Genomic DNA, 20,470 nt, shown 5'->3' on the forward strand with positions numbered 1-20,470 from the left:
TTGCCTCAAATAACGACATTCACAATCCGCCCCGGCACAACAATCAGCTTGCGGGGCGCGCGACCTTCAAGCGCCTTTGCCACAGCCTCATCCGCCAGAACCAATTTTTCAACCTCTTGTTGCGGCATATCTTTCGCAACTGTCAGTTCCGAGCGGCGTTTGCCGTTGATCTGGATGGGTAAGGTGACGGTATCGGACACCAACATCGCCTCATCGGCTTTGGGCCACGGTGCGGTGGCTACCAAACCAGACCCGCCCTGACGCGCCCAAATTTCTTCGGCCAAATGTGGGGTCATTGGTGACATGAGCTGCACCAAAGTCAGGATCGCCTCACGCTGTGCGGCGGCCGAGGCGTTCGATTTCGCCAAAGTGTTGGTAAAGGCATAAAGTTTGGCGATCGCCGCATTAAAGCCAAAGCTTTCAATGCCGCTTGTCACATCAACAATGGCGCGATGCATGGCGCGCAGTAGGTCTTGATCGCCTGAGCCTGCCGCATCTTTCGGCATATCCGCGATTTTTTCGCTCAAGGCCCAGACACGGCCCAAATGTTTAAACGCGGCTTCGGCCCCCGCAGCCGTCCATTCCACATCACGCTCGGGCGGGCTGTCAGAGAGGACGAACCACCGCGCGGTATCGGCGCCGTATTGGGCTATGATCGCCACAGGATCGACCACGTTGCGTTTCGATTTCGACATTTTGGCGGAAGGGATAATCTCAACCTCCCGGCCATCCTTGAGGAAACCTTTGCCTTCGCGCAGCTCGACTTCTTCGGGGAAGTGATAGAAGGGGCGACCATTTTGATCGCGGGTTTGATAGATCGCATGGGTCACCATGCCTTGGGTGAACAGTGCGTTGAACGGCTCGGCGCATTTTGCGGGCAAATGCCCCGTCTTTTGCATCGCACGCGCGAAGAAGCGCGAATAAAGCAGGTGCAAAATCGCGTGCTCAATCCCGCCGATATATTGATCTACATTCATCCAATATTCGGCCTCGGCGGCATCGGTGGGTGTTGCCGCGCGCGGCGCGGTGAAGCGGGCGTAATACCACGAACTGTCCACGAATGTGTCCATCGTGTCGGTTTCACGCTGCGCAGGCGCACCGCAGCTAGGGCAGCTGCAGTCGCGCCAAGTCGGGTGACGATCCAGCGGGTTGCCTGGAATGTCGAAACTGACATCGCGCGGCAGTTCGATGGGCAGGTTTTCCTTTTTCTCTGGAACAACCCCACAGGTGGCACAATGCACCACAGGGATTGGACAGCCCCAATAACGTTGGCGGCTTAAACCCCAGTCGCGCAGTCGGAACTTGGTCACGCCTTGGCCCCAACCCCTCGCCTCAGCGAGATCAATTGCGGCATCCACTGCGGTGTCACCTGTTTGCACCGCCTCGCCTGCAAAGCCGCGAATATAGCGCACACGCTCGGCTTTGGTTGGCACGAAGGCTTCGGCCAAGGCGGCTTCTTCCGCGCCCTCGGCCACAAAAACGGGGGTGATCGGCAGATCGAACTTGCGCGCAAATTCAAAATCGCGCTGGTCATGGGCAGGGCAGCCGAAAATCGCGCCCGTGCCATAATCCATCAAAATGAAATTCGCGATCCAAACAGGCAATTCCCAGGACGGATCAAGCGGGTGGCGCACACGCAGGCCTGTATCACGGCCCTTTTTCTCGGCCTTTTCCAAGGCTTCGGCGGTTGTTCCACCTTTGCGGCAGTCTTGGCAGAATACGGCAATCTCGGCGTTTTCTGCTTCGAGTGCTTTGGCCAAGGGATGATCGGGGGAGATACCCACAAAACTGGCCCCCATCAGCGTATCAGGGCGGGTGGTGTAAACATCAATCGTGCTGTGACCATGCGCAGGTGCGGTCAGCTCAAAGCCGAATTGCAGCCCGCGGGATTTGCCGATCCAATTCGCTTGCATCAGGCGCACTTTTTCGGGCCAATCGTCTAAACCATCCAGCGCGCCAAGCAAATCATCGGCCATGTCGGAGATTTTAAAGAACCATTGCGTCAACTCGCGCCGTTCTACGTCAGCACCCGAACGCCAGCCTTTGCCATCGATGACCTGTTCATTGGCAAGAACCGTCATATCGACCGGATCCCAATTCACCACCGCGTTTTTTCGGTAGACCAAACCCTGCTCTAGCATATCAAGAAACAGCGCTTGTTGCTGTCCGTAATATTCAGGATCACAGGTGGCAAATTCCCGATCCCAATCAATCGACAGGCCCAAGGGTTTCATCTGGCCGCGCATTGTATCGATGTTTTGATATGTCCAATCGGCAGGGTGGCCGCCATTTTCCATTGCGGCATTTTCGGCAGGCATCCCAAAGGCATCCCACCCCATAGGATGCAGCACATTAAATCCAGTGGAGGATTTGAAGCGTGCGATCACATCCCCCATAGTGTAATTGCGCACATGGCCGATATGGATGCGCCCCGATGGGTAAGGGAACATCTCAAGCACATAATATTTTTCACGCGCAGGATCGCGCTTGGCCTTAAAGATTGCGGCCGCATCCCATGCCTGCTGCCATTTCTCTTCAATCTGGGACGGATCGTAGCGCGACATTGCGAACTCCTGAAACATGGGGCTTTCGGGCCAAACGGGTATAGTCGGGCGCGTGTTTAAGCCGCCCGCTTAGGGAGGTCTAGGGGTATGGCGTGAATTCGCCGCTTGATTACAGGCCCGAGTCGCGGATGCGCAATTGGCGCGCGCGGGTCAAGATCGCATCTTCGATCTGACGCGTGGTTTCGCGGCTGACAGGGCCACCGCGCGTGGCCAATGCAACGCGCAGCGCACGCGCATCCAATGCGGGGTCACTGACATAGACGGTTGCGCGATAGGCTGTGCCGCCACCTGGTGGCGTGCCATAGCCAAAATCAATCACGCCTGAGAATGGATCAGCTGATTCAATCGGCAAGAAGTCTAGCACTTCAAGCGTGGCGTTCCAGATGTAGCGATTGACTTCAACGGTGACATTCGGGTCATCCACGTTTTGGAACAGGTCCCAGATGGTTTCGCGCTGTGGCTCTTGGGCATCTAGCGCGGCGCGCTGTTCTTCGGCGGCCTCAGACCCGCCCAAGCTGCCACCCAACCGCCCGCAAGACGCAAGCGCCAGTGCGGTCGCAACAACCAAGATAGCTTTGCCAAAGCTTGAAAATGCCATGTGACTTTGCCCTTTCGTCCATATTGCGCACTGCGTGCAACGCGGGGGGCAAATGACTGCGCCCGTTGCGTGCCTCTTGGTAACTTAGCCCCGCCATTGCGGCAAGGACTTTGATATTGTCATCAAATTAGACCTAAATAACACACTGTGGCATCTGTGCATCAGAGTTGAGCCAAGATGAAGATGTCTGTCACGGCTTCGTTGCAATGCGCGGCTTGATGCGAGAGACACAGGCATACTCAATTCGGACTTCCCCGTCTTGAGGTGCACCTTAGAAATCAATTACGAGGGAAAAACCATGAAAAAGGTTCTCTTCGCTACTACCGCTTTGATTGCAACCGCAGGCGTTGCATCTGCAGACGTTACTCTGTCCGGTTCTGCGCAGATTGGTATGGCATACACTGAAAATACCAACAACGCAGACAAGACTTCCGAATTCACAACGCAATCTGAAGCTGGTCTCGCCGTTTCTATGTCTGGCACCACTGATGGTGGTTTGGGCTTTGGCGCGACTTTCTCAATCGACGGTGACAACGGCAACAACGCCGACGCAAACGTATTCATCTCTGGCACATTCGGCAAAATCACTGTTGGTAACGATACAGGTCGCGCCAACGCGGTTGCGTCACTGCCTGATTTCGGTTTCGACGGCATGGGCTTCGATGACATCGTTGAAGACTTCCAAGAAACTGGTGGGCACGATACCCGTTGGTCTTACACAGTGGGCGCTCTGACAGTTGGCGCGAGTGCTGATCTAAACTCCAATACGTCGGTAAACTCCACAACCACCGCTTCCGAAGACAATGCTTGGGGCGTTGGTGCGTCTTATGTTGTCAATGACGCATTGACTGTTGCTGTAGGCTACACCGAACAAACCAACGCGAACGGTTTCGGCACTGGTGATGCAGCTGACGACTCAGCGACTTCGCTTGGTCTGACCTACAAAGCTGGCGCAGTGACTGTTAGCTTGGCTGGAGTTGCCCGCGAAGACGGCACAACTGAAACAGACGCAGCTGGCGCGACTATCGCATACGCAATCGATAGCGCGAGCACCATCACTGTTGGTTACGCATCAGCAGAGACTACAGTTGCAGCAAACGATGAAAACGGCTTTGCGATTGGCTACACACAAAGCTTGGGCGGCGGTGCCACTTTCAATGCTGCTTACGGTTACATCGACGACAGCGCACAGACCGAAGAGAATGGTCGTGCACAAGTTGGTTTGACATTCAGCTTCTAATCCTCACGGATTACTTGCTTGGGAAAGAGCGCACTTCGGTGCGCTCTTTTCTTTTGTGCGTGATGCAGAGACGCTCTGCTAATGCAGCTATGTTGATCTCACATCGCACTAACTGTGCACTGCCTGCTTGGACAGGCGCGTTAGCCGAGGGTGATCGCTTTACCGCAGGTTGGGCTACTTCAGTTTTGTCCGATAACAATCACAACGGGTTTGTGGGGTTCGGCATCTCTGCGGAGTATCAGATCAGCGGTCAAAATTTCATCGAGGCCAGCTTTATGCCTTGATATTACAAAGAGGGTGACGTTGATTTGGGGGGCCATATGCATTTTCGCAGCACCCTTGGGATTGGCACCAATATCACCGACAGCGCTGCGCTTTCATTCGCGTTCAGCCATATCTCAAACGGTGGCCTAAATGATCGCAACCCCGGAATGGATATGGTCATGCTGCGTTTGATCCGCCGCTACTAATCCGCACAAAGATTCGAGTCCCATTCACCGCGCGCTTGCGCTATAGGCGCATCCATGTCTGAGCCGCACACATATATCGGCCTGCCCTTCATGAAAATGCACGGGCTTGGCAATGATTTTGTCGTCATGGACGCGCGCAAGCGCGAGGTCACCGTGACGGCTGATTTGGCGCGCGCGCTTGCAGATCGTCATCGTGGGGTGGGGTTTGACCAATTGGCCTTGATCCAAAACGATCACGAGGCGGATTTAGCACTGACCTTTTACAATGCCGATGGGTCACTCTCTGCAACCTGTGGCAATGCCACACGCTGCATCGCGGCCTATGAAATGGCGGCACAGGGCCTTCATCAGATCCGCCTGCGCACAGAACGCGGGATTCTGATTGCGCAGGATCGCGGCAACGGCCTGACCGCTGTGAATATGGGGACCCCGCTGTTGGAGTGGCAGGATATCCCTTTAGCCGCGGCGATGGACACGCTGCATCTGCCCCTAGACGGGGATCCTGTTGGGACAGGCATGGGTAACCCTCATTGCAGTTTCTTTGTGGACGATGCCGAAGCGGTGGATTTGGCTGCCCGCGGCCCCGAAGTGGAACATCATCCGCTGTTCCCTGCGCGCACCAATGTGCAATTCGCCTCACTCATCGGGCCAGATCATCTGAGGATGCGGGTCTGGGAACGGGGAACGGGCATCACGCTTGCCTCAGGATCATCCTCTTGCGCGGTGGCGGTTGCCGCGGCGCGGCGGGGCCTGACAGGTCGTGCGGTGAAACTGACCCTTGATGGCGGTGATATTTTGATTGATTGGCGCGAGGATGGCGTTTGGATGACAGGGCCAACGGCCCATGTGTTCACCGCTGAATTGACCGCAGATTTCATAAGTCGCCTACAAAACCCATGACAAAGCCACCTGAATTTCGAACGCTTGGGTGTCGGCTCAATGCCTATGAAACCGAAGCGATGACCGATATGGCCACCGCAGCGGGCCTCAGGGATGCGGTGATAATTAACACCTGCGCCGTAACGGCCGAGGCCGTGCGCAAAGCGCGCCAAGAAATCCGCAAGGTGAAGCGCGACAATCCAAGCGCGCGGATCGTGGTGACGGGCTGCGCCGCACAGACCGAGCCCGAAACCTTTGCCGCAATGGGCGAAGTTGACCTCATCATTGGCAATCGCGAAAAGATGGAACCTGCAACATGGGCCAAGCTCAGCGGCCCTGATTTCATCGGCCAAACCGAAAAGATCATGGTCGATGACATCATGTCCGTGCGCGAAACAGCCGAGCATCTGATTGATGGCTTTGGCACCCGCGCGCGCGCCTATGTACAGGTTCAAAATGGCTGTGATCATCGCTGCACCTTTTGCATCATCCCATTTGGGCGCGGCAATTCACGCTCCGTGCCTGCGGGTGTGGTGGTGAATCAAATCAAACGCTTGGTCGACCGCGGCTATTTAGAGGTGGTGCTCACAGGGGTTGATCTGACCTCATGGGGCGCGGATCTCCCGCAAGCCCCCCATTTGGGCGATTTGGTCATGCGTATCTTGAAACTTGTTCCTGATCTGGCGCGCCTGCGGATTTCCTCTATCGACTCGATCGAAGCTGATCCGATGTTGATGGAGGCCATTGCCAACGAACCCCGCCTGATGCCTCATCTGCATCTGAGTCTTCAACATGGCGATAATTTGATCCTCAAGCGTATGAAGCGCCGCCATGCGCGCGAAGATGCCATTGCCTTTTGCGAGGAGGCGCGCCGCCTGCGGCCTGAGATCAAATTTGGCGCAGATATCATTGCAGGTTTCCCAACAGAAACCGAAACACATTTCGAAAATTCCCTCAAATTGGTTGAGGAGTGCGGGCTAACCTGGCTCCATGTGTTTCCGTTCTCACCGCGCCAAGGCACGCCAGCGGCGCGGATGCCACAATTGCAAAGCGCCACAATCAAAGACCGCGCGGCACGGTTGCGCGCCGCTGGGGATCGGGCCCTCGCCCAACATTTATCGGGCGAGATTGGCAAAACCCATCAGATTTTGATGGAAAATCCCCATCTTGGCCGCACCGAAGACTTCACTGAAGTCAGCCTCAATGAGGCGCAAGAAACAGGTCAGATCATCACTGCCACAATTTCAGGCCACAAAGACGGACGGCTTTTAGCCTAGATTGCTTCCGCCAAAAGTGCCTCGAAAAAGGCAAATGCCTCGGGGCTGTCCCAATGAGCATCTCCCATCAGCCGCGCAATCTCGCGTCCTTCGGGATCAATCACCAGCGTAATCGGCAAGCCCATCACCGACATTTGGCGCGCGATCTGTTGGTTGATGTCACGATACATCGGCAGATGTTCTACGCCAATTTCCTCAAAAAACCTGCGGATCGCCTGCGGGGAATTGCGCCCCGTGGCGAGCGTGACCACTTCAAACTGATCTGAGCCAAACTGACGTTGCAATGCCTCTAGGCTTGGCATTTCTTCACGGCAGGGCGCGCACCAAGTGGCCCAAAAATTGAGAACCACATATTTCCCGCGATAATCGCTCAAGCGCCCTTCAACTTCATCCTCATCAACAAAAGGCAAATCCGACACAGGCACAGGCTCTGAGGCGATCACCAGACCGCGCATATCCCCATCACGGGGCAGCTGCGAAAGATCTTGCGCAAAGGCGGCATTTGCACAGAAACCCAAGGCAATGTAGAGCAGGGCAATGATACGGCGCGGGAGCATCCTAGCGGCATCCTTTCTTTGATCGGCGGATAAAACAGAACATGGCACAGAAATCTTCAAACGCAATGTGGGGCGGTCGCTTCGCCGCAGGGCCAGATGCTTTGATGGAGGCGATTAACGCATCTATCGGTTTTGACCAAAGGCTCAGCGCGCAAGATGTCACTGGCTCACGCGCCCATGCTGCTATGCTCGCCGCCCAAGGCATCATCAGCAGTAAAGATGCCGAGACGATCAGGGAAGGCCTGCTCACGATCTTGTCAGAAATTGAGAGCGGCACATTCGAATTTTCCACCGCCCTTGAGGATATTCACATGAATATCGAAGCGCGGCTTAAAACCCTGATTGGTGAGCCCGCAGGACGTCTCCATACGGCGCGGTCACGCAATGATCAGGTCGCCACCGATTTTCGCCTATGGGTGCGGGATCAAATGGATGCGGCCATTGAGGGGCTGCAGGCCTTGATCCGCGCGGCATTGGCGCAGGCCGAAGCGGGCGCTGATTGGGTGATGCCTGGCTTTACCCATCTTCAAACCGCGCAGCCCGTCACATGGGGGCATCACATGATGGCCTATGTCGAGATGTTCGCCCGCGATTTATCGCGTTTTCAAGATGCGCGCGCGCGGATGAATGAATGCCCGCTTGGTGCGGCTGCCCTTGCAGGCACATCTTTTCCAATTGACCGCCACATGACCGCAGAAGCCCTAGGTTTCGATCGGCCTATGGCGAATTCCTTGGATGCGGTTTCAGATCGCGATTTCGCCCTAGACTATCTCGGGGCGGCCTCCATTTGCGCGATGCATCTGTCGCGCTTGGCTGAGGAATTGGTGATCTGGTCTTCGGCACAATTCCGCTTTGTGACCCTGTCGGATCAGTTTTCAACAGGCTCCTCCATCATGCCGCAAAAGAAAAACCCTGATGCGGCGGAATTAATCCGCGCCAAAATCGGGCGGATCATGGGGGCGAATGTGGCCTTGATGACGGTCATGAAAGGTCTGCCCTTGGCCTATTCCAAGGATATGCAGGAAGACAAAGAGCAAGTCTTTGATGCTGCTGACAACCTCATGATCGCAATGGCCGCAATGGCGGGGATGCTGGGCGACATGAGCGCCAATAAAGACGCACTAGAGCGCGCCGCCGCATCTGGCTTTTCAACCGCAACTGATCTCGCCGATTGGTTGGTGCGCGAATTGGGTCTGCCATTCCGTGAAGCGCATCATGTAACAGGTGCGCTTGTCAAAATGGCCGAAGATCGGGGCTGTGATTTACCTGATCTCAGCCTTGCGGATATGCAAACAGTGCAATCCAACATCACTGCGGCCGTGTTTGATGTTTTGGGGGTTCACAACTCGGTTGCCTCGCGTCAATCCTATGGCGGCACCGCACCCGATCAGGTGCGCCTGCAAATTGCACGATGGAAAGAAAGGTTGGCGTGATGGGGCGCTCTTTTGCATCATGGATTAAGCTAGGGCTATTGGCCCTGACTTTGGGTGGAACTTTGGCCGCCTGCGGCGCAGATGGCCCCCCTGAACCGCCAAGCGAAAACGCAGTGACCTACTAAGCCTGCGTGGCGTTTCGGTCATTTTCTTGCACCGCGTGTGGCGTTCTGCGTCTTGCCCGTTGAAACTAGGGCAAAGAGCCCCTAACGTCTGGGGTCAGACTGCTCATTTTAAGACGATTGACCATTCCAAGACCTAAGTTTGAGGCCCCGAGTTCCAATGGAAAAAATACCGATGACCCCGACAGGGTATAGCGCCCTTGATGCCGAGCTGAAGCATCTGCGTAGTGTTGAGCGCCCTTCTGTCATCAAGGCGATTGCTGAAGCGCGCGAGCATGGGGATTTGTCGGAGAATGCCGAATATCACTCGGCCCGCGAAAAACAGTCCTTCATCGAAGGCCGCATCAAAGAATTAGAGGGAATTTTGGGCCTTGCACAGGTCATCGACCCCAAGACCCTGTCTGGCCCGATTAAATTCGGCGCCACGGTTGTGTTGATTGATGAGGATACTGAGGAAGAAAAAACCTACCAGATTGTCGGCGAATCTGAGGCCGATATCGAAAAAGGTTTGCTCAATATCAAATCGCCCTTGGCCCGCGCTTTGATCGGTAAAGATGAAGGCGATAGCGTAGAGGTCAAAACGCCCGGTGGCAGCAAGGATTACGAGATCACGAAGGTGACCTACGTGTGATGATCCCCGCAGCATTGCCTCACCCCAGATTGATGCTTGCGCATCGCTTCACGCGGGACAAGCAGATTTGGGTAGGCCGTGCGGTTGGTTTTCTTCAATGCGCCGATGGCGCGATGTCCTTTGGACTGCGCGAAGGCATCTCGCTGGCCTTGGCCTTGCTTTGGATTGGGGCGCTCAGCCTCACGGCGCTGGGCTTTGGCGGTGACACCCCGAATATGGCCGAGATGCTGAGCGGGGTCATGGTTGCGGTTGGGGCAATCTTGCCGCTTGTTTTGTTATGGATTGTCCTAAGCCTCCTGCGCATCACGCAAAGCCTGCGTCTTCAGGCCCAAGATCTGCGGCTGAGGCTTAACAATATTGAGGACGCGCTTCACGGCGGGGCTGTGCCTGCTGATTTGCGAGAGACACAAAACCGCATAGAGGCTTTGGCAGAGGCACAATTGGCCACCGATACCAAGCTCGCCAGTTTTACATCTTTGCGCCTGCAAGACCCTGACCTGCGGGCGGCTGTGCCCCTAAGTCCGCCCCCTGCCCCAGATCGGCCACAATCGGATTTATCGCTTATCCCAGCCGAGCCCGCCTTGAACCATCCGGTCACGCCCGCTGACTTTATTCGTGCGCTCCATTTCCCGAATAATGATCAGGACAAGGAGGGCTTTCGCGCCCTTCGCGCGGCCCTAGAAGACCCTGCAACCCGCCCTTTGATCCGTGCTGCACAGGATGTGTTGACCCTGCTCTCGCAAGACGGGATTTTCATGGATGATGTCAATCCAGACCGCGCCCGCTCTGAGATTTGGCGCAAATTCGCGAAAGGCGAGCGGGGCCGCGCGATTGCATCGCTTGGCGGTATTCGAGATCGGTCTTCCATCGCACTTTCCACTGGTCAGATGCGGCAAGACACAACCTTCCGCGAAGCTGTTAATCACTATTTGCGCGAATTTGATCGCGTTTTTTGTCAGTTCGAGCAGGCTGCAACCGATGAAGATATTGTCAAACTCAGTGCCACCCGCAGCGCACGGGCCTTTATGTTGCTCGGGCGTGTGACTGGGATTTTTGACTAGGGCCCCAAGGCCGCATGGATCGCAGAGCGCAACAGCGCCTCATGCCCCGCACCCAAAACACCGCCCTCCTCGGCATCACCATCGACAAGCATTTTTGCAAGATCATCAGGGGCCAACGCGGCCAAACCCGCTGCAATCACCCGCACCTGCGCGGCATCTGGGATTTCGCCCGCAAAAGCATAATGTGCGATATCTTTAGCCATCAACGATGGCCAACATTCTGCCAAAACAATAGGCCGCTCGATCCCGTCATAAGGCGCCACGGCAAGCGCCGACCCAAACCGCCCGCGCAAGGACTGCAATCTTGCGATCCCAAGGATCGCCTGTGATCCCACAGATCCCGTGGTGTAAAGCTTCCAACCCGGCTGCATTTTGCCATAGGCCAATTCAACTTTGCGCCGTTCTGGCAGATGATGTCCGTGGCGCAGGTCGCGCGCGGGCAGATCAGGGCAGGCCTGTGTTTTGGGCACGCACCAAAAGGGGCCAACCCCTGGAAAACGGCGATTAAGCGTGCGGGCCACATCGAACCGATTATTCGCATTGTCTGGTTCATCCTTTACCATCTGTGCAAAAAGCGGCCAAACCGATAGCGCATCGGCCTTGCCTGTCAGATGCTGTGCAAAGCCCGCAGGGTAGGCGAAGGAAAAGTCAAAGGTCGCCAAGATACGTTCATCCCGCACAAGGGTGTCTATCATCACCTGCTCAAGCACGGCCATCGCATCAGCGCGCGTGCGATAATAGCTCACCTGTGGCGTTGCACCATTCGCCGAATGGGCAATGAAAATTGCGTCCTTCGTGGGGGCTTTGGGGCTTGGGGTGGCTCGTGCCGACCAATCGACCACCACGATATGATCAAAGCGTCCCGCGCTCATAAGGCCATCTCAGCGGCCTGTTCCAAATCAGCCTTTGTATTGATGTTGAAAAACGCCTGTTCACATGCATCGAGAGGGGCAGAAACCCCGCCCAATCGCGCCATGACATCGCGCATTTTGCGGCCACCCCCCCGCAATTCTGCTGCCAATGGATCGGCCAAATCCACATCCCAAAGCGCAAAGGTTGGATGTATGCCCCCGCTTTGATCCTCAGCAAAAACCAATGCGTCATGCCCTTGTGCGGCGCATAATTTCGCCACGATATCGCTTGGAAAAAACGGGCTGTCCGAGGCAAAGCTCATCACCCGCTGCGCCCCAAGCATCTTGGCTGCGCGCAAGGCCGCCAAAACGCCGCCAAGTGGCCCCATCGCGGCAAATGCGCCATCAGCAACCACATCAAGCCCAAGATCCGCATAAAGCGCGGGGTCGCCATTGGCAGAGAGGATCAAATGATCCACCTGCGGGCGCGCGCGGTCAATAACATGCGCATAGAGGCTTTGGCCCCGCAGCAGCAGCCGTCCCTTGTCTTGCCCGCCCATACGGCGCGCTTCCCCGCCTGCCAAGATCACGCCACAGATCATTGCTTTGCCCTTATCCATCCGCGCAGATTGCATCCTTCGCCCATCAAGGCTAGATCGCATGAGCAAAAACGACAATGGTGCAAGATGCGCAAAACCCCGTCAGACTCGGCCTATCTCTCTGGGATCATTGGTGGATTGCCGTTCCTATTGGTGCTCCTGCCATTTGGTCTGTTATTTGGGGTTCTTGGCACAGAAGCGGGCCTGCCCCTGTCGCAAGTCATGGGATTTTCTTTCCTTGTCATTGCGGGCTCGGCCCAATTCACCGCGCTGCAGCTGATGACGGAAAATGCACCCGTCCTCGTGGTTTTAGCCTCTGCTTTGGCTGTTAATCTGCGCATGGCGATGTATTCAGCCTCGATCACCCCGCATTTAGGGGCCGCGCCTTTGTGGCAGCGCGCGCTGTTATCCTACATGTTGGTCGACCAAACCTATGCAATGGCCATGCAAACCTATGAGGCACAGCCTGAACGCTCGGTCAGATGGAAAGTGGTCTATTTCTTCGGACTTGCGACCCCGATCTGCCCCCTGTGGTATGGCGCGACCTATGCAGGCGCAGTCTTAGGAGAAACCATACCACCTGAATTTGCACTCGATTTCGCAGTTCCGATCACCTTTCTTGCATTGGTGGCCCCAGCCTTGCGCACGCTTGCGCATATCGCGGCGGCAATGACCTCGGTGATTATGGCGGTCTTGCTAAATTGGATGCCCTATAACCTTTGGTTGATGGTCGCGGGGATCACCGCCATGATCGTTGGCGCAGAGGTGGAACGGCGCATGAGCCTTGCAAAGGCGAAGCTGACATGAGCGCCTATTCCGAAACCACGGTCTGGCTGATCATCGCTGCGCTTGGCTGCGGCACTTATCTTGTGCGGCTGTCTTTTTTGGGGATTTTGGGTAACCGCGATCTACCAGAATGGGTCTTGCGCCATTTGCGCTATACGCCCGTGGCGATCCTGCCCGCATTGATCACGCCCTTGGTGCTATGGCCGCAAGCCACAGGCGGCGCGCTAGATGCCCCCCGATTGAGCGCGGCAATCGTGGCCTTGAGCGTGGGGGTCTGGCGCAAAAATGCCATCGCAGCTGTCTTTGCGGGCATGGCCACGCTATACGGCGTGGGTCATTTCCTCGGCTAAATCGGCAAGGCAGTTGTTGAAAATACGTTTTTCAGAGCAAAGCTGGATTGCATCTTCGACACCCCCGGCAAACGCGCCAGATATTCGCGATGAACGCGGGCGAAATCTTCGCTGTCGCGTGCCACCACCTTTAGAAGATAATCCGCGCTGCCTGCCATAAGATGGCATTCCAACACATCTGGCACCCGCTTCACAGCCTGCTCAAAGGCTTGCAAAACCTCGTCCGCCTGTCCTGACAGGCTAATTTCCACAAAGACGGTTGTCATCCGACCAATCGCACGGTGATCCACCAAGGCGACATAATCTCGGATGATCCCCTCCTGCTCCAAGCGCGTGATCCGCCGATGACAGGACGAGGCGGACAAATTCACCTGTTCGGATAGCTCCGCATTGGTGATGCGGCCGTTCTTTTGCAAAACTTCCAAGATTTTGCAATCTGTGATGTCCAACTCAAAACCCATATCATCTCTCGCTAAAACAGCTTGCGCCCCGCCATGGTGACGGGGACGCATGTTTTATTCATGCTTACTTCTTGGCCAGAGCATCACGGATTTCAATCAGAATGTCCAATTCGCTTGGGCCTGCAGGGGCTGAAGCGGCTTCTTCCTTCTCTGCTTCTGTCATAGATTTGATGCGGTTGACCAAACGCACCAGCATGAAAACCACAAAAGCTACGATCAAGAAATTGATGACCGCCATCACAAATTTCCCAATCGCAAAAACAGGCGCACCTGCTTCGAGCGCCACGGCAAGCGAGGCATAGTCATTTCCGTCTAAGGCGTAGAACCAACCCGAGAAATCAATCCCGCCCGTAAAAATAGCGATCAATGGATTGATCAAGTCGCCCACGAGTGACGTTACAATCGCGGTAAAGGCAGCCCCGATGATAATCCCCACAGCCATATCCATAACATTGCCACGGGCAATGAAGCTTTTGAATTCTGCAAACATATCTTTCCCCTTCTTGGGCGCAGAGCGCCCTCTCCGTTTTTGAACCCATCATGCCGCCGCATAAGCGTACGGCAGATAGGGTCAGATTAGAGACAGCGGTGCCGATGGAACAATGGGGTTTGTGCAAAGTTTCAAAGAATTCCAAAAGCTGCGCGATGCCCGCCACTGGCAATCGAATGCTCAGCCATAGATGGCCCAAATGCGCTTGCGCGCTGCGCAAAGATGCGGGACAAGCTGAGATATGAGCAGCAGGGATCACATACCAAAGGCGGCATTATATTTAGGCTTGGCGGGGGTTTTGCCCTTTGCCTACGCCGCGCTGTGCTTAGTGATCCCTTCCGCCGCTCCCCTTGGCGACTGGCTTCTGCCGAATTTCGCACCCGATATACTGCTGCGCAATTATGGGATCGTGATCCTGTGTTTTATGGCGGGGGTCATATGGGGCTTTGCTGTGCATGCGCCATCACCGCAGATGATGGGATATGGTCTTGCGGCATCCACGGTTCCCGCATTGGTGGCGTTTTTCCTTGGATTTGGCCCAACCCATCAGGCTTTGCCCATTCTGATCATGGGCTTCTTGGCGCTTTTGCCCCTTGATGCATGGGCGATGCGTGCGGGCCTTGCACCGAACTGGTGGCTGCGATTGCGCAGGCTTTTGAGCAGCCTTGTCATTTTGTGCCTAACACTGGGCGTGCTCTATGCCTGAGCTATTCGCCTATACGGATGGGGCCTGTTCAGGCAACCCTGGCCCTGGTGGATGGGGTGCGCTGCTGCAGGCCAAGGCTGGCGATGCCATTGTCAAGGAACGCGAGCTCAAAGGCGGTGAAGCAGACACCACCAATAATCGAATGGAGCTTTTAGCCGCGATTAACGCACTTGAGGCGCTGGAGCGTCCAAGCACGATCACCGTGGTGACAGACAGCGCCTATGTCAAAGGCGGCATCACCGAATGGCTGCGCAGTTGGAAACGCAATAATTGGCGCACCGCCACAAAAAAGCCTGTCAAAAACGAAGACCTTTGGCGGCGTTTGGATGAGGCGGCAGCGCGCCATCAGGTAACGTGGACATGGGTCAAGGGCCATGCAGGCCATCCCGAGAACGAACGCGCGGATGCCTTGGCCCGTGCGGGCATGGCCCCCTTCAAATAATCACAAGCCCAAAATTGTCCCTGCAGGCAGATCTGCGCCACGCAAGAAATCGGCCGTGGCCATGCGCGGCTTGCCCTCGGGTTGCAGTTCGGTGATCTCAATCGCGCCCGTGCCGCACGCGATTGTCAGGCCATCAATGACCGACCCTGCCGCAGCCCCATCGGGCCGCGCCTGCGCCCTTCGGCAGGCAAGGAATTTCAACCGCCGCCCCGAATGCGTTGTCCATGCACCAGGAAAGGGTGAAAGGCCGCGAATTTGGCGGTCAATCTCTGCGGCATCATTCGACCAGTCTATGGCAGCCTCGGCCTTGTCGATCTTTTCGGCATAGGTCACGCCCTCTTGCGGCTGCGGAACAGGAGTGAGACTGTCAAAATCGGCAAGCGCGGCAACAATCGCCTCAGCGCCAAGCTGCGAAAGACGATCATACAGAGCGGCGGTGGTATCCTCCGCGCCGATTGGCAGGGTGCGGGTCAATAAAACTGGCCCCGTATCAAGCCCCGCCTCCATTTGCATAATGGAAATGCCTGTCTCATCATCCCCCGCCATAATCGCACGATGAATAGGGGCCGCGCCACGCCAACGCGGCAAAAGCGAAGCATGGATATTCACACAGCCCAAGCGCGGCGCATCAAGCACCGCCTGAGGCAAGATCAAACCATAAGCCACAACCACGGCAATATCGGCAGCCCATGCCGTGAATTCGGCCTGTGCCTCGGCATTGCGCAAGGTTTTGGGATGGCGCACCGGCACGTGAAGATCTTCGGCCAAGGCCTGAACAGGGGTCGCGCGGGGTTTCTTGCCGCGCCCTGCGGGACGGGGGGGCTGACAATAGACCGCAGCAATCTCATGCCCTGCTGCAATCAAGGCGCGCAAAGGCGCACGAGAAAATTCAGGCGAGCCCATGAAAACAATGCGCAAAGCTACACCTTATCGCGCGCGATGTCGCGCTTGAGCTTTTGCATCTTTCGGGTGATCAATTGCCGCTTCAAGGGCTTGAGATAATCGATAAAGAGAACCCCATCGAGATGGTCAATCTCATGCTGCACGCAAGTGGCCCATAGCCCCGTAAATGTCTCGCGCTGCAAAACGCCATCGCGATCCAACCATTCCACGGTCACATCGCGCGGACGCTCGACATCAGCATAAACATCTGGGATCGACAAACAGCCTTCCTCGTGGATGTTTTTTTCATCCGAAGATTCCACGATCTTGGGGTTGAACATCGCGGTCGGGCGGGGTGTTGCCCCTTCCTCTTTGACGCAATCCATCACGATCACGCGCTGATCAATCCCAATCTGTGGCGCAGCCAGACCAATACCGGGCGCGTGATACATCGTCTTGAGCATATCATCTGCAAGAGCGCGCAACTCATCCGAGAGGTCGGGCACGTCTTGTGCGACCTTTTTCAGACGAGGATCAGGATGGATTAATATTGGGTAAATCATGGCCTGTGGCATAATCGAATTCTGCGACCCGCGCAACCAGCGCGACTGGGATTTGCGCAGGACAGGCGCGCCTGATAGGCTCATGTGAGAAATCCTATAAATTTAGAACGAATATTCTAATATAATGCTAAATATAAATACATTGTTCTAGTAAATTTTATTTATTTAGAAAATATGTCCATTTATATGATGTATCAAAGAACGCGCAGCACATACCGCCAAAGAATGGATAACACCGATGAACTTTGACGAAATCATCAATCGCCAAAACACCCATTCAATGAAATGGGATATGATGTCGTCAATTTACGGGATTGGCCCAGAAGATGGGTTGTCCATGTGGGTGGCAGATATGGATTTCCGCCCCCCTCAATCTGTGCAAGCCGCGCTGCAAAACATGCTCGATCATGGCATTTACGGCTATTACGGCGATGAACGCGCCTATCGCGCCGCCATTGGATGGTGGATGGCAAACCGCCACGGTTGGGAGATTGAGCCCGACTGGATCTTCACCACCCATGGTCTGGTCAACGGAACGGCCCTTTGCGTGGATACCTATACGCAAGAAGGGGATGGCGTGGTTCTAATGACGCCCGTCTATCATGCCTTTGCCCGCGTGATCCGCGCCGCCAATCGTCAGGTGGTCGAATGCCCGCTTGCACTGATTGAAGGCAAATATCACCTCGACATCCCCGCATGGGATGCGGCGATGACAGGGCGCGAAAAAATGTTGATCCTCTGCTCCCCCCATAATCCAGGCGGCAGGGTTTGGACTGTTGAAGAATTGCAGGCAATTGCCGATTTCGTGCGGAGACATGATCTGATCTTGGTTTCAGATGAAATCCACCATGACCTGATCATGCCAGGCCATACCCATACGCCAATGGCGAAAATTGACGGGATCATGGATCGTTTGGTGATGATGACCGCGACCACCAAAACCTTTAACATTGCGGGTGGCCATTCGGGCAATGTGATCATCCCTGACGCGGAGCTGCGCAAACGGTTTGCCGCGCGCATGGGCGCTTTGGGGATTTCGGCCAATTCCTTTGGCCTCGCAATGGCCGAGGCGGCCTATAGCCCCGAAGGTGCAGAATGGGTCGATGCACTTTGCGCCTATCTCGCAAAAAACGCAGAAACCTTTGATGCAGGCATCGCCAAAATTCCAGGCCTAAAGCCCATGAAATTAGAGGCGACCTATTTGTCATGGGTCGACTTTTCGGGAACTGGCATGAGCCATGAAGAATCCATAGCCCGTGTGGAAGGGGACGCGCGGATCGCCACCAATTACGGGTCAAGCTTCGGCTTGGGTGGCGCGCCATTCCTGCGATTTAATCTCGCCATGCCCCATGCGCAGATTGAAGAGGCGGTTGCGCGGATGCAAAAGGCTTTTGCTGATTTGCAATAGTCACGCAGCGCGGGCCGCACGCCCCCGCGCAAAGCGCATATGCAGCAAATATGTTGCCAGTGAGGCGACCACAATCGCACCGCCCACCATCATCAAAGGGGTCGGTGCCTCGCCCACGCCAACCCAGACAAGGATCGGGCCAAGCACGGTTTCTAACAGCATCAAAAGGCTGACATTGGCCGATGCCGTATATCGGTTTGCCAGCGTAAGCAGGAAGAAACTGGCAGGCAAAATCACCGCGCCCGTCACCAAAATCAAAAACACATCAAAGCTGCCTGCCCCGCTTGGCACGCCAAAGGCCCACCCCACCATGCCCGACACAAAAGCCCCAAGGCCCATACCGAGTAAAATCGGCAATTGATGGTGTTTGCGGATCAGAACAAAGGTCATGGCCAGAAACCCACCCATAGACAGGCCCATCAAGCCGCCCCAAAGCGTGGCTAAATCAAAGGGCAGGCCTGCATCAGATTTGCCGAATATCGCCAGAGCAATCCCGAAAAGAACCGCCCCAATCGTAAACCATGTGGCGCGGGTCGTAGGCTCGCCCAACATCAAATGAGACAGCACCGCCGAGAAAATCGGGACGGTTGCAACGCCCATCAATACCACAGTGACGGGGGCCACCGCGATAGCCACGCTGAAAAGCGCCCCATTCAGCGCCTGACACAAAACCAACAAAGCGCCTGCGCCCGTGGCAAGGGCTGACACTTCAACAAGATGCCGCCCACGCACGGCTATAAGCCAAGCCGCAATCAGCACCAAACCCATCGCCGTGCCGCGCCAGCCCAACATCTCAAACCCGCCCATACCAGACAAGCGCATCAACAAAGTATCAGGCGCGATGATCAACGCGCCCGTCAGTGCAAGCAATAAACCATATGCAGGATGCTGTTTCATAGGTGGCTCCGCAAAATATTTACTTCGCCGCTATAGGCATGATCGGGATCAGCGGCAACGGCACGGGGGTAAACGGGGTCTAATTTCCAGAAATTTCTATTTTGCCGCAGTGCAGCACTTGCGAAACTCCACGTAATATCATACTCAAAGATCAGCAAAAAACGAAACTTCCTTGCGCGACCCTAGCGCATCATCCGCCGAAGGAACATCTGATGAGCTTCCGTCTCCAGCCCCAACCTGTGGCCCGCCCAAACCGTTGTCAGCTTTTCGGGCCTGGCTCAAATGTGAAGCTTTTTGAGAAAATGGCAGCCTCGGCAGCGGATGTCATCAACTTAGATCTCGAAGATTCCGTTGCCCCCAGTGACAAAGAAGCGGCCCGTGCGAATGTGATCGAGGCCATCGGTGCAGTTGATTGGGGCAAAAAGACCCTCAGCGTGCGGATCAACGGGCTTGATACGCCCTATTGGTATCGGGATGTGGTTGATCTGCTGGAAAACGCGTCTGACCGTCTGGATCAGATCATGATCCCAAAGGTGGGAAATGCCGCTGATATTTACACGGTCGATGCGCTTGTTTCAGCGATTGAAGCCGCCAAAGGCCGCCAAAAGCGGATCAATTTCGAGGTCATTATTGAATCTGCGGCAGGCATTGCCCATGTCGAAGAAATCGCCGCGGCATCGCCCCGCCTTGTCGCCATGAGCCTAGGGGCTGCGGATTTCGCGGCCTCAATGGGCATGCAGACCACGGGCATTGGCGGCACGCAGGAAAATTACTATATGCTGCACGATGGGGCGCGGCATTATTCTGATCCATGGCATTGGGCACAGACCGCGATTGTCGCCGCCTGCCGCACTCATGGCGTCTTGCCCGTAGATGGGCCATTTGGCGATTTCTCGGATGATGAAGGCTATCGTGCGCAGGCCCGCCGCTCGGCCACTTTGGGTATGGTTGGAAAATGGGCCATCCATCCCAAGCAAATCGCACTCGCCAATGAGGTGTTCACCCCGTCAGAGGCAGCGGTGGCCGAAGCGCAGGAAATTCTGGCCGCTATGGAAGACGCTAAGCGCAGCGGCGCAGGGGCGACTGTCTATAAGGGCCGCTTGGTCGATATCGCCTCGATCAAACAGGCTGAGGTGATTGTCAAACAAGCACAGATGATTGCGCAAGGCTAATCAAGCGCGCTTGTTCGTTGCATCTTTGGTC

At 55.7% G+C, this 20,470-nt stretch carries 24 protein-coding genes and 1 pseudogene; 15 read left to right on the top strand and 10 right to left on the bottom strand.

Annotated elements, in window-relative coordinates; all coding sequences use genetic code 11:
* Nucleotides 1-5: 5 nt before the first annotated feature.
* On the bottom strand, nucleotides 6-2,564 hold the full coding sequence (gene leuS / locus AAC637_RS07405) for a leucine--tRNA ligase (protein ID WP_340303176.1): 2,559 nt from the start codon (nucleotides 2,562-2,564) through the stop codon (nucleotides 6-8).
* Nucleotides 2,565-2,673: 109 nt separating this feature from the next.
* Complete coding sequence (locus AAC637_RS07410; protein WP_317656793.1) at nucleotides 2,674-3,162, bottom strand: DUF3576 domain-containing protein; 489 nt, start codon at nucleotides 3,160-3,162, stop codon at nucleotides 2,674-2,676.
* A gap of 298 nt (nucleotides 3,163-3,460) precedes the next feature.
* Here AAC637_RS07410 and AAC637_RS07415 point away from each other — a divergent pair, with 298 nt between their 5' ends.
* The 5 genes and pseudogenes from AAC637_RS07415 (at nucleotide 3,461) to mtaB (ending at nucleotide 7,028) form a co-directional block, all read left to right on the top strand.
* On the top strand, nucleotides 3,461-4,402 hold the full coding sequence (locus AAC637_RS07415) for a porin (RefSeq protein ID WP_340302957.1): 942 nt from the start codon (nucleotides 3,461-3,463) through the stop codon (nucleotides 4,400-4,402).
* Nucleotides 4,403-4,491: 89 nt separating this feature from the next.
* A complete protein-coding gene (locus AAC637_RS07420) occupies nucleotides 4,492-4,686 on the top strand; it encodes a hypothetical protein (RefSeq protein ID WP_340302958.1) in 195 nt (64 codons plus the stop codon).
* Nucleotides 4,687-4,707: 21 nt separating this feature from the next.
* A pseudogene (locus AAC637_RS07425) lies at nucleotides 4,708-4,872 on the top strand (acyloxyacyl hydrolase); the annotation flags it as partial.
* Between the two features lie 54 nt (nucleotides 4,873-4,926).
* The gene (gene dapF, locus AAC637_RS07430; protein ID WP_340302959.1) at nucleotides 4,927-5,772 is read left to right on the top strand and encodes a diaminopimelate epimerase; all 846 of its coding nucleotides are present in this window, start codon (nucleotides 4,927-4,929) and stop codon (nucleotides 5,770-5,772) included.
* The gene (gene mtaB / locus AAC637_RS07435; protein ID WP_340302960.1) at nucleotides 5,769-7,028 is read left to right on the top strand and encodes a tRNA (N(6)-L-threonylcarbamoyladenosine(37)-C(2))-methylthiotransferase MtaB; all 1,260 of its coding nucleotides are present in this window, start codon (nucleotides 5,769-5,771) and stop codon (nucleotides 7,026-7,028) included. The genes dapF and mtaB overlap by 4 nt, the downstream gene beginning before the upstream one ends.
* Here mtaB and AAC637_RS07440 read toward each other — a convergent pair.
* Nucleotides 7,025-7,585 (bottom strand): TlpA disulfide reductase family protein, encoded by a 561-nt coding sequence (locus AAC637_RS07440; RefSeq protein ID WP_340302961.1) that lies wholly within the window; start codon nucleotides 7,583-7,585, stop codon nucleotides 7,025-7,027. The genes mtaB and AAC637_RS07440 overlap by 4 nt on opposite strands.
* Before the next feature lie 41 nt (nucleotides 7,586-7,626).
* Here AAC637_RS07440 and argH point away from each other — a divergent pair, with 41 nt between their 5' ends.
* The 4 genes from argH to AAC637_RS07460 all read left to right on the top strand — a co-directional run bounded on the left by argH (nucleotide 7,627) and on the right by AAC637_RS07460 (nucleotide 10,832).
* Nucleotides 7,627-9,018 carry an argininosuccinate lyase gene (gene argH / locus AAC637_RS07445; protein ID WP_340302962.1) on the top strand — a complete coding sequence of 464 codons (1,392 nt, stop codon included), beginning with the start codon at nucleotides 7,627-7,629 and terminating at the stop codon, nucleotides 9,016-9,018.
* On the top strand, nucleotides 9,018-9,143 hold the full coding sequence (locus tag AAC637_RS07450; RefSeq protein WP_317656814.1) for a hypothetical protein: 126 nt from the start codon (nucleotides 9,018-9,020) through the stop codon (nucleotides 9,141-9,143). The genes argH and AAC637_RS07450 overlap by 1 nt, the downstream gene beginning before the upstream one ends.
* Nucleotides 9,144-9,300: 157 nt before the next feature.
* A complete protein-coding gene (gene greA / locus AAC637_RS07455; protein ID WP_317656815.1) occupies nucleotides 9,301-9,771 on the top strand; it encodes a transcription elongation factor GreA in 471 nt (156 codons plus the stop codon).
* 32 nt (nucleotides 9,772-9,803) lie between these two features.
* Nucleotides 9,804-10,832 (top strand): hypothetical protein, encoded by a 1,029-nt coding sequence (locus tag AAC637_RS07460; RefSeq protein WP_340302963.1) that lies wholly within the window; start codon nucleotides 9,804-9,806, stop codon nucleotides 10,830-10,832.
* On the opposite strand, the gene AAC637_RS07465 is transcribed toward AAC637_RS07460, so the two are convergent.
* A complete protein-coding gene (locus AAC637_RS07465; RefSeq protein WP_340302964.1) occupies nucleotides 10,829-11,704 on the bottom strand; it encodes a molybdopterin guanine dinucleotide synthesis in 876 nt (291 codons plus the stop codon). The two genes, AAC637_RS07460 and AAC637_RS07465, sit on opposite strands and share 4 nt — an antisense overlap.
* Nucleotides 11,701-12,345 carry a molybdenum cofactor guanylyltransferase MobA gene (mobA, locus tag AAC637_RS07470; RefSeq protein WP_340302965.1) on the bottom strand — a complete coding sequence of 215 codons (645 nt, stop codon included), beginning with the start codon at nucleotides 12,343-12,345 and terminating at the stop codon, nucleotides 11,701-11,703. The genes AAC637_RS07465 and mobA overlap by 4 nt, the downstream gene beginning before the upstream one ends.
* A 24-nt stretch (nucleotides 12,346-12,369) precedes the next feature.
* Here mobA and AAC637_RS07475 point away from each other — a divergent pair, with 24 nt between their 5' ends.
* Entirely contained in the window at nucleotides 12,370-13,089 is a 720-nt protein-coding gene (locus tag AAC637_RS07475; protein WP_340302966.1) for an AzlC family ABC transporter permease, read from the top strand.
* Nucleotides 13,086-13,418: an AzlD domain-containing protein gene (locus AAC637_RS07480; protein ID WP_340302967.1), complete on the top strand. Its 333-nt coding sequence runs from the start codon at nucleotides 13,086-13,088 to the stop codon at nucleotides 13,416-13,418. The genes AAC637_RS07475 and AAC637_RS07480 overlap by 4 nt, the downstream gene beginning before the upstream one ends.
* Here AAC637_RS07480 and AAC637_RS07485 read toward each other — a convergent pair.
* Complete coding sequence (locus AAC637_RS07485; RefSeq protein WP_340302968.1) at nucleotides 13,415-13,879, bottom strand: Lrp/AsnC family transcriptional regulator; 465 nt, start codon at nucleotides 13,877-13,879, stop codon at nucleotides 13,415-13,417. The genes AAC637_RS07480 and AAC637_RS07485 overlap by 4 nt on opposite strands.
* A 64-nt stretch (nucleotides 13,880-13,943) precedes the next feature.
* A complete protein-coding gene (gene mscL / locus AAC637_RS07490) occupies nucleotides 13,944-14,369 on the bottom strand; it encodes a large conductance mechanosensitive channel protein MscL (RefSeq protein WP_317656822.1) in 426 nt (141 codons plus the stop codon).
* A 241-nt stretch (nucleotides 14,370-14,610) separates the two neighbouring features.
* On the opposite strand from mscL, the gene AAC637_RS07495 reads away from it, so the two are divergent.
* On the top strand, nucleotides 14,611-15,075 hold the full coding sequence (locus AAC637_RS07495) for a DUF3429 domain-containing protein (protein ID WP_340302969.1): 465 nt from the start codon (nucleotides 14,611-14,613) through the stop codon (nucleotides 15,073-15,075).
* Nucleotides 15,068-15,517 carry a ribonuclease HI gene (gene rnhA, locus AAC637_RS07500; RefSeq protein WP_340302970.1) on the top strand — a complete coding sequence of 150 codons (450 nt, stop codon included), beginning with the start codon at nucleotides 15,068-15,070 and terminating at the stop codon, nucleotides 15,515-15,517. The genes AAC637_RS07495 and rnhA overlap by 8 nt, the downstream gene beginning before the upstream one ends.
* Here rnhA and fmt read toward each other — a convergent pair whose 3' ends face one another.
* On the bottom strand, nucleotides 15,518-16,435 hold the full coding sequence (gene fmt / locus AAC637_RS07505; RefSeq protein ID WP_340302971.1) for a methionyl-tRNA formyltransferase: 918 nt from the start codon (nucleotides 16,433-16,435) through the stop codon (nucleotides 15,518-15,520).
* A 2-nt stretch (nucleotides 16,436-16,437) separates the two neighbouring features.
* Nucleotides 16,438-16,962 (bottom strand): peptide deformylase, encoded by a 525-nt coding sequence (def, locus tag AAC637_RS07510; protein ID WP_317657294.1) that lies wholly within the window; start codon nucleotides 16,960-16,962, stop codon nucleotides 16,438-16,440.
* Nucleotides 16,963-17,200: 238 nt separating this feature from the next.
* Between def and AAC637_RS07515 the strand changes: the two genes are divergently transcribed.
* Nucleotides 17,201-18,370, top strand: a complete 1,170-nt coding sequence (locus tag AAC637_RS07515) for a MalY/PatB family protein (RefSeq protein ID WP_340302972.1) — start codon at nucleotides 17,201-17,203, stop codon at nucleotides 18,368-18,370.
* Here AAC637_RS07515 and AAC637_RS07520 read toward each other — a convergent pair whose 3' ends face one another.
* On the bottom strand, nucleotides 18,371-19,267 hold the full coding sequence (locus tag AAC637_RS07520; RefSeq protein WP_340302973.1) for a DMT family transporter: 897 nt from the start codon (nucleotides 19,265-19,267) through the stop codon (nucleotides 18,371-18,373). It abuts the gene before it with no gap.
* Between the two features lie 212 nt (nucleotides 19,268-19,479).
* Here AAC637_RS07520 and AAC637_RS07525 point away from each other — a divergent pair, with 212 nt between their 5' ends.
* On the top strand, nucleotides 19,480-20,439 hold the full coding sequence (locus AAC637_RS07525; protein ID WP_340302974.1) for an L-malyl-CoA/beta-methylmalyl-CoA lyase: 960 nt from the start codon (nucleotides 19,480-19,482) through the stop codon (nucleotides 20,437-20,439).
* Nucleotides 20,440-20,470 lie beyond the last annotated feature (31 nt).

Source organism: Roseobacter sp. HKCCD7870, assembly GCF_037830315.1.
In the GTDB taxonomy this organism is placed as follows: domain Bacteria; phylum Pseudomonadota; class Alphaproteobacteria; order Rhodobacterales; family Rhodobacteraceae; genus M30B80.

What these genes read in the sequence shown, in the direction of transcription:
- AAC637_RS07415 (WP_340302957.1), top strand. Translation starts at nt 3,461, where the DNA reads ATGAAAAAGGTTCTCTTCGCTACTACCGCTTTGATTGCAACCGCAGGC.
- def (WP_317657294.1), bottom strand. Translation starts at nt 16,962, where the DNA reads ATGATTTACCCAATATTAATCCATCCTGATCCTCGTCTGAAAAAGGTC.
- AAC637_RS07525 (WP_340302974.1), top strand. Translation starts at nt 19,480, where the DNA reads ATGAGCTTCCGTCTCCAGCCCCAACCTGTGGCCCGCCCAAACCGTTGT.
- AAC637_RS07480 (WP_340302967.1), top strand. Translation starts at nt 13,086, where the DNA reads ATGAGCGCCTATTCCGAAACCACGGTCTGGCTGATCATCGCTGCGCTT.
- AAC637_RS07440 (WP_340302961.1), bottom strand. Translation starts at nt 7,585, where the DNA reads ATGCTCCCGCGCCGTATCATTGCCCTGCTCTACATTGCCTTGGGTTTC.
- AAC637_RS07495 (WP_340302969.1), top strand. Translation starts at nt 14,611, where the DNA reads ATGAGCAGCAGGGATCACATACCAAAGGCGGCATTATATTTAGGCTTG.
- AAC637_RS07515 (WP_340302972.1), top strand. Translation starts at nt 17,201, where the DNA reads ATGAACTTTGACGAAATCATCAATCGCCAAAACACCCATTCAATGAAA.
- rnhA (WP_340302970.1), top strand. Translation starts at nt 15,068, where the DNA reads ATGCCTGAGCTATTCGCCTATACGGATGGGGCCTGTTCAGGCAACCCT.
- leuS (WP_340303176.1), bottom strand. Translation starts at nt 2,564, where the DNA reads ATGTCGCGCTACGATCCGTCCCAGATTGAAGAGAAATGGCAGCAGGCA.
- AAC637_RS07460 (WP_340302963.1), top strand. Translation starts at nt 9,804, where the DNA reads ATGCTTGCGCATCGCTTCACGCGGGACAAGCAGATTTGGGTAGGCCGT.
- AAC637_RS07475 (WP_340302966.1), top strand. Translation starts at nt 12,370, where the DNA reads ATGCGCAAAACCCCGTCAGACTCGGCCTATCTCTCTGGGATCATTGGT.
- argH (WP_340302962.1), top strand. Translation starts at nt 7,627, where the DNA reads ATGGCACAGAAATCTTCAAACGCAATGTGGGGCGGTCGCTTCGCCGCA.
- AAC637_RS07410 (WP_317656793.1), bottom strand. Translation starts at nt 3,162, where the DNA reads ATGGCATTTTCAAGCTTTGGCAAAGCTATCTTGGTTGTTGCGACCGCA.
- mtaB (WP_340302960.1), top strand. Translation starts at nt 5,769, where the DNA reads ATGACAAAGCCACCTGAATTTCGAACGCTTGGGTGTCGGCTCAATGCC.
- AAC637_RS07465 (WP_340302964.1), bottom strand. Translation starts at nt 11,704, where the DNA reads ATGAGCGCGGGACGCTTTGATCATATCGTGGTGGTCGATTGGTCGGCA.
- dapF (WP_340302959.1), top strand. Translation starts at nt 4,927, where the DNA reads ATGTCTGAGCCGCACACATATATCGGCCTGCCCTTCATGAAAATGCAC.
- AAC637_RS07420 (WP_340302958.1), top strand. Translation starts at nt 4,492, where the DNA reads ATGTTGATCTCACATCGCACTAACTGTGCACTGCCTGCTTGGACAGGC.
- AAC637_RS07520 (WP_340302973.1), bottom strand. Translation starts at nt 19,267, where the DNA reads ATGAAACAGCATCCTGCATATGGTTTATTGCTTGCACTGACGGGCGCG.
- mscL (WP_317656822.1), bottom strand. Translation starts at nt 14,369, where the DNA reads ATGTTTGCAGAATTCAAAAGCTTCATTGCCCGTGGCAATGTTATGGAT.
- AAC637_RS07485 (WP_340302968.1), bottom strand. Translation starts at nt 13,879, where the DNA reads ATGGGTTTTGAGTTGGACATCACAGATTGCAAAATCTTGGAAGTTTTG.
- mobA (WP_340302965.1), bottom strand. Translation starts at nt 12,345, where the DNA reads ATGCGATCTAGCCTTGATGGGCGAAGGATGCAATCTGCGCGGATGGAT.
- greA (WP_317656815.1), top strand. Translation starts at nt 9,301, where the DNA reads ATGGAAAAAATACCGATGACCCCGACAGGGTATAGCGCCCTTGATGCC.
- AAC637_RS07450 (WP_317656814.1), top strand. Translation starts at nt 9,018, where the DNA reads ATGGGGCGCTCTTTTGCATCATGGATTAAGCTAGGGCTATTGGCCCTG.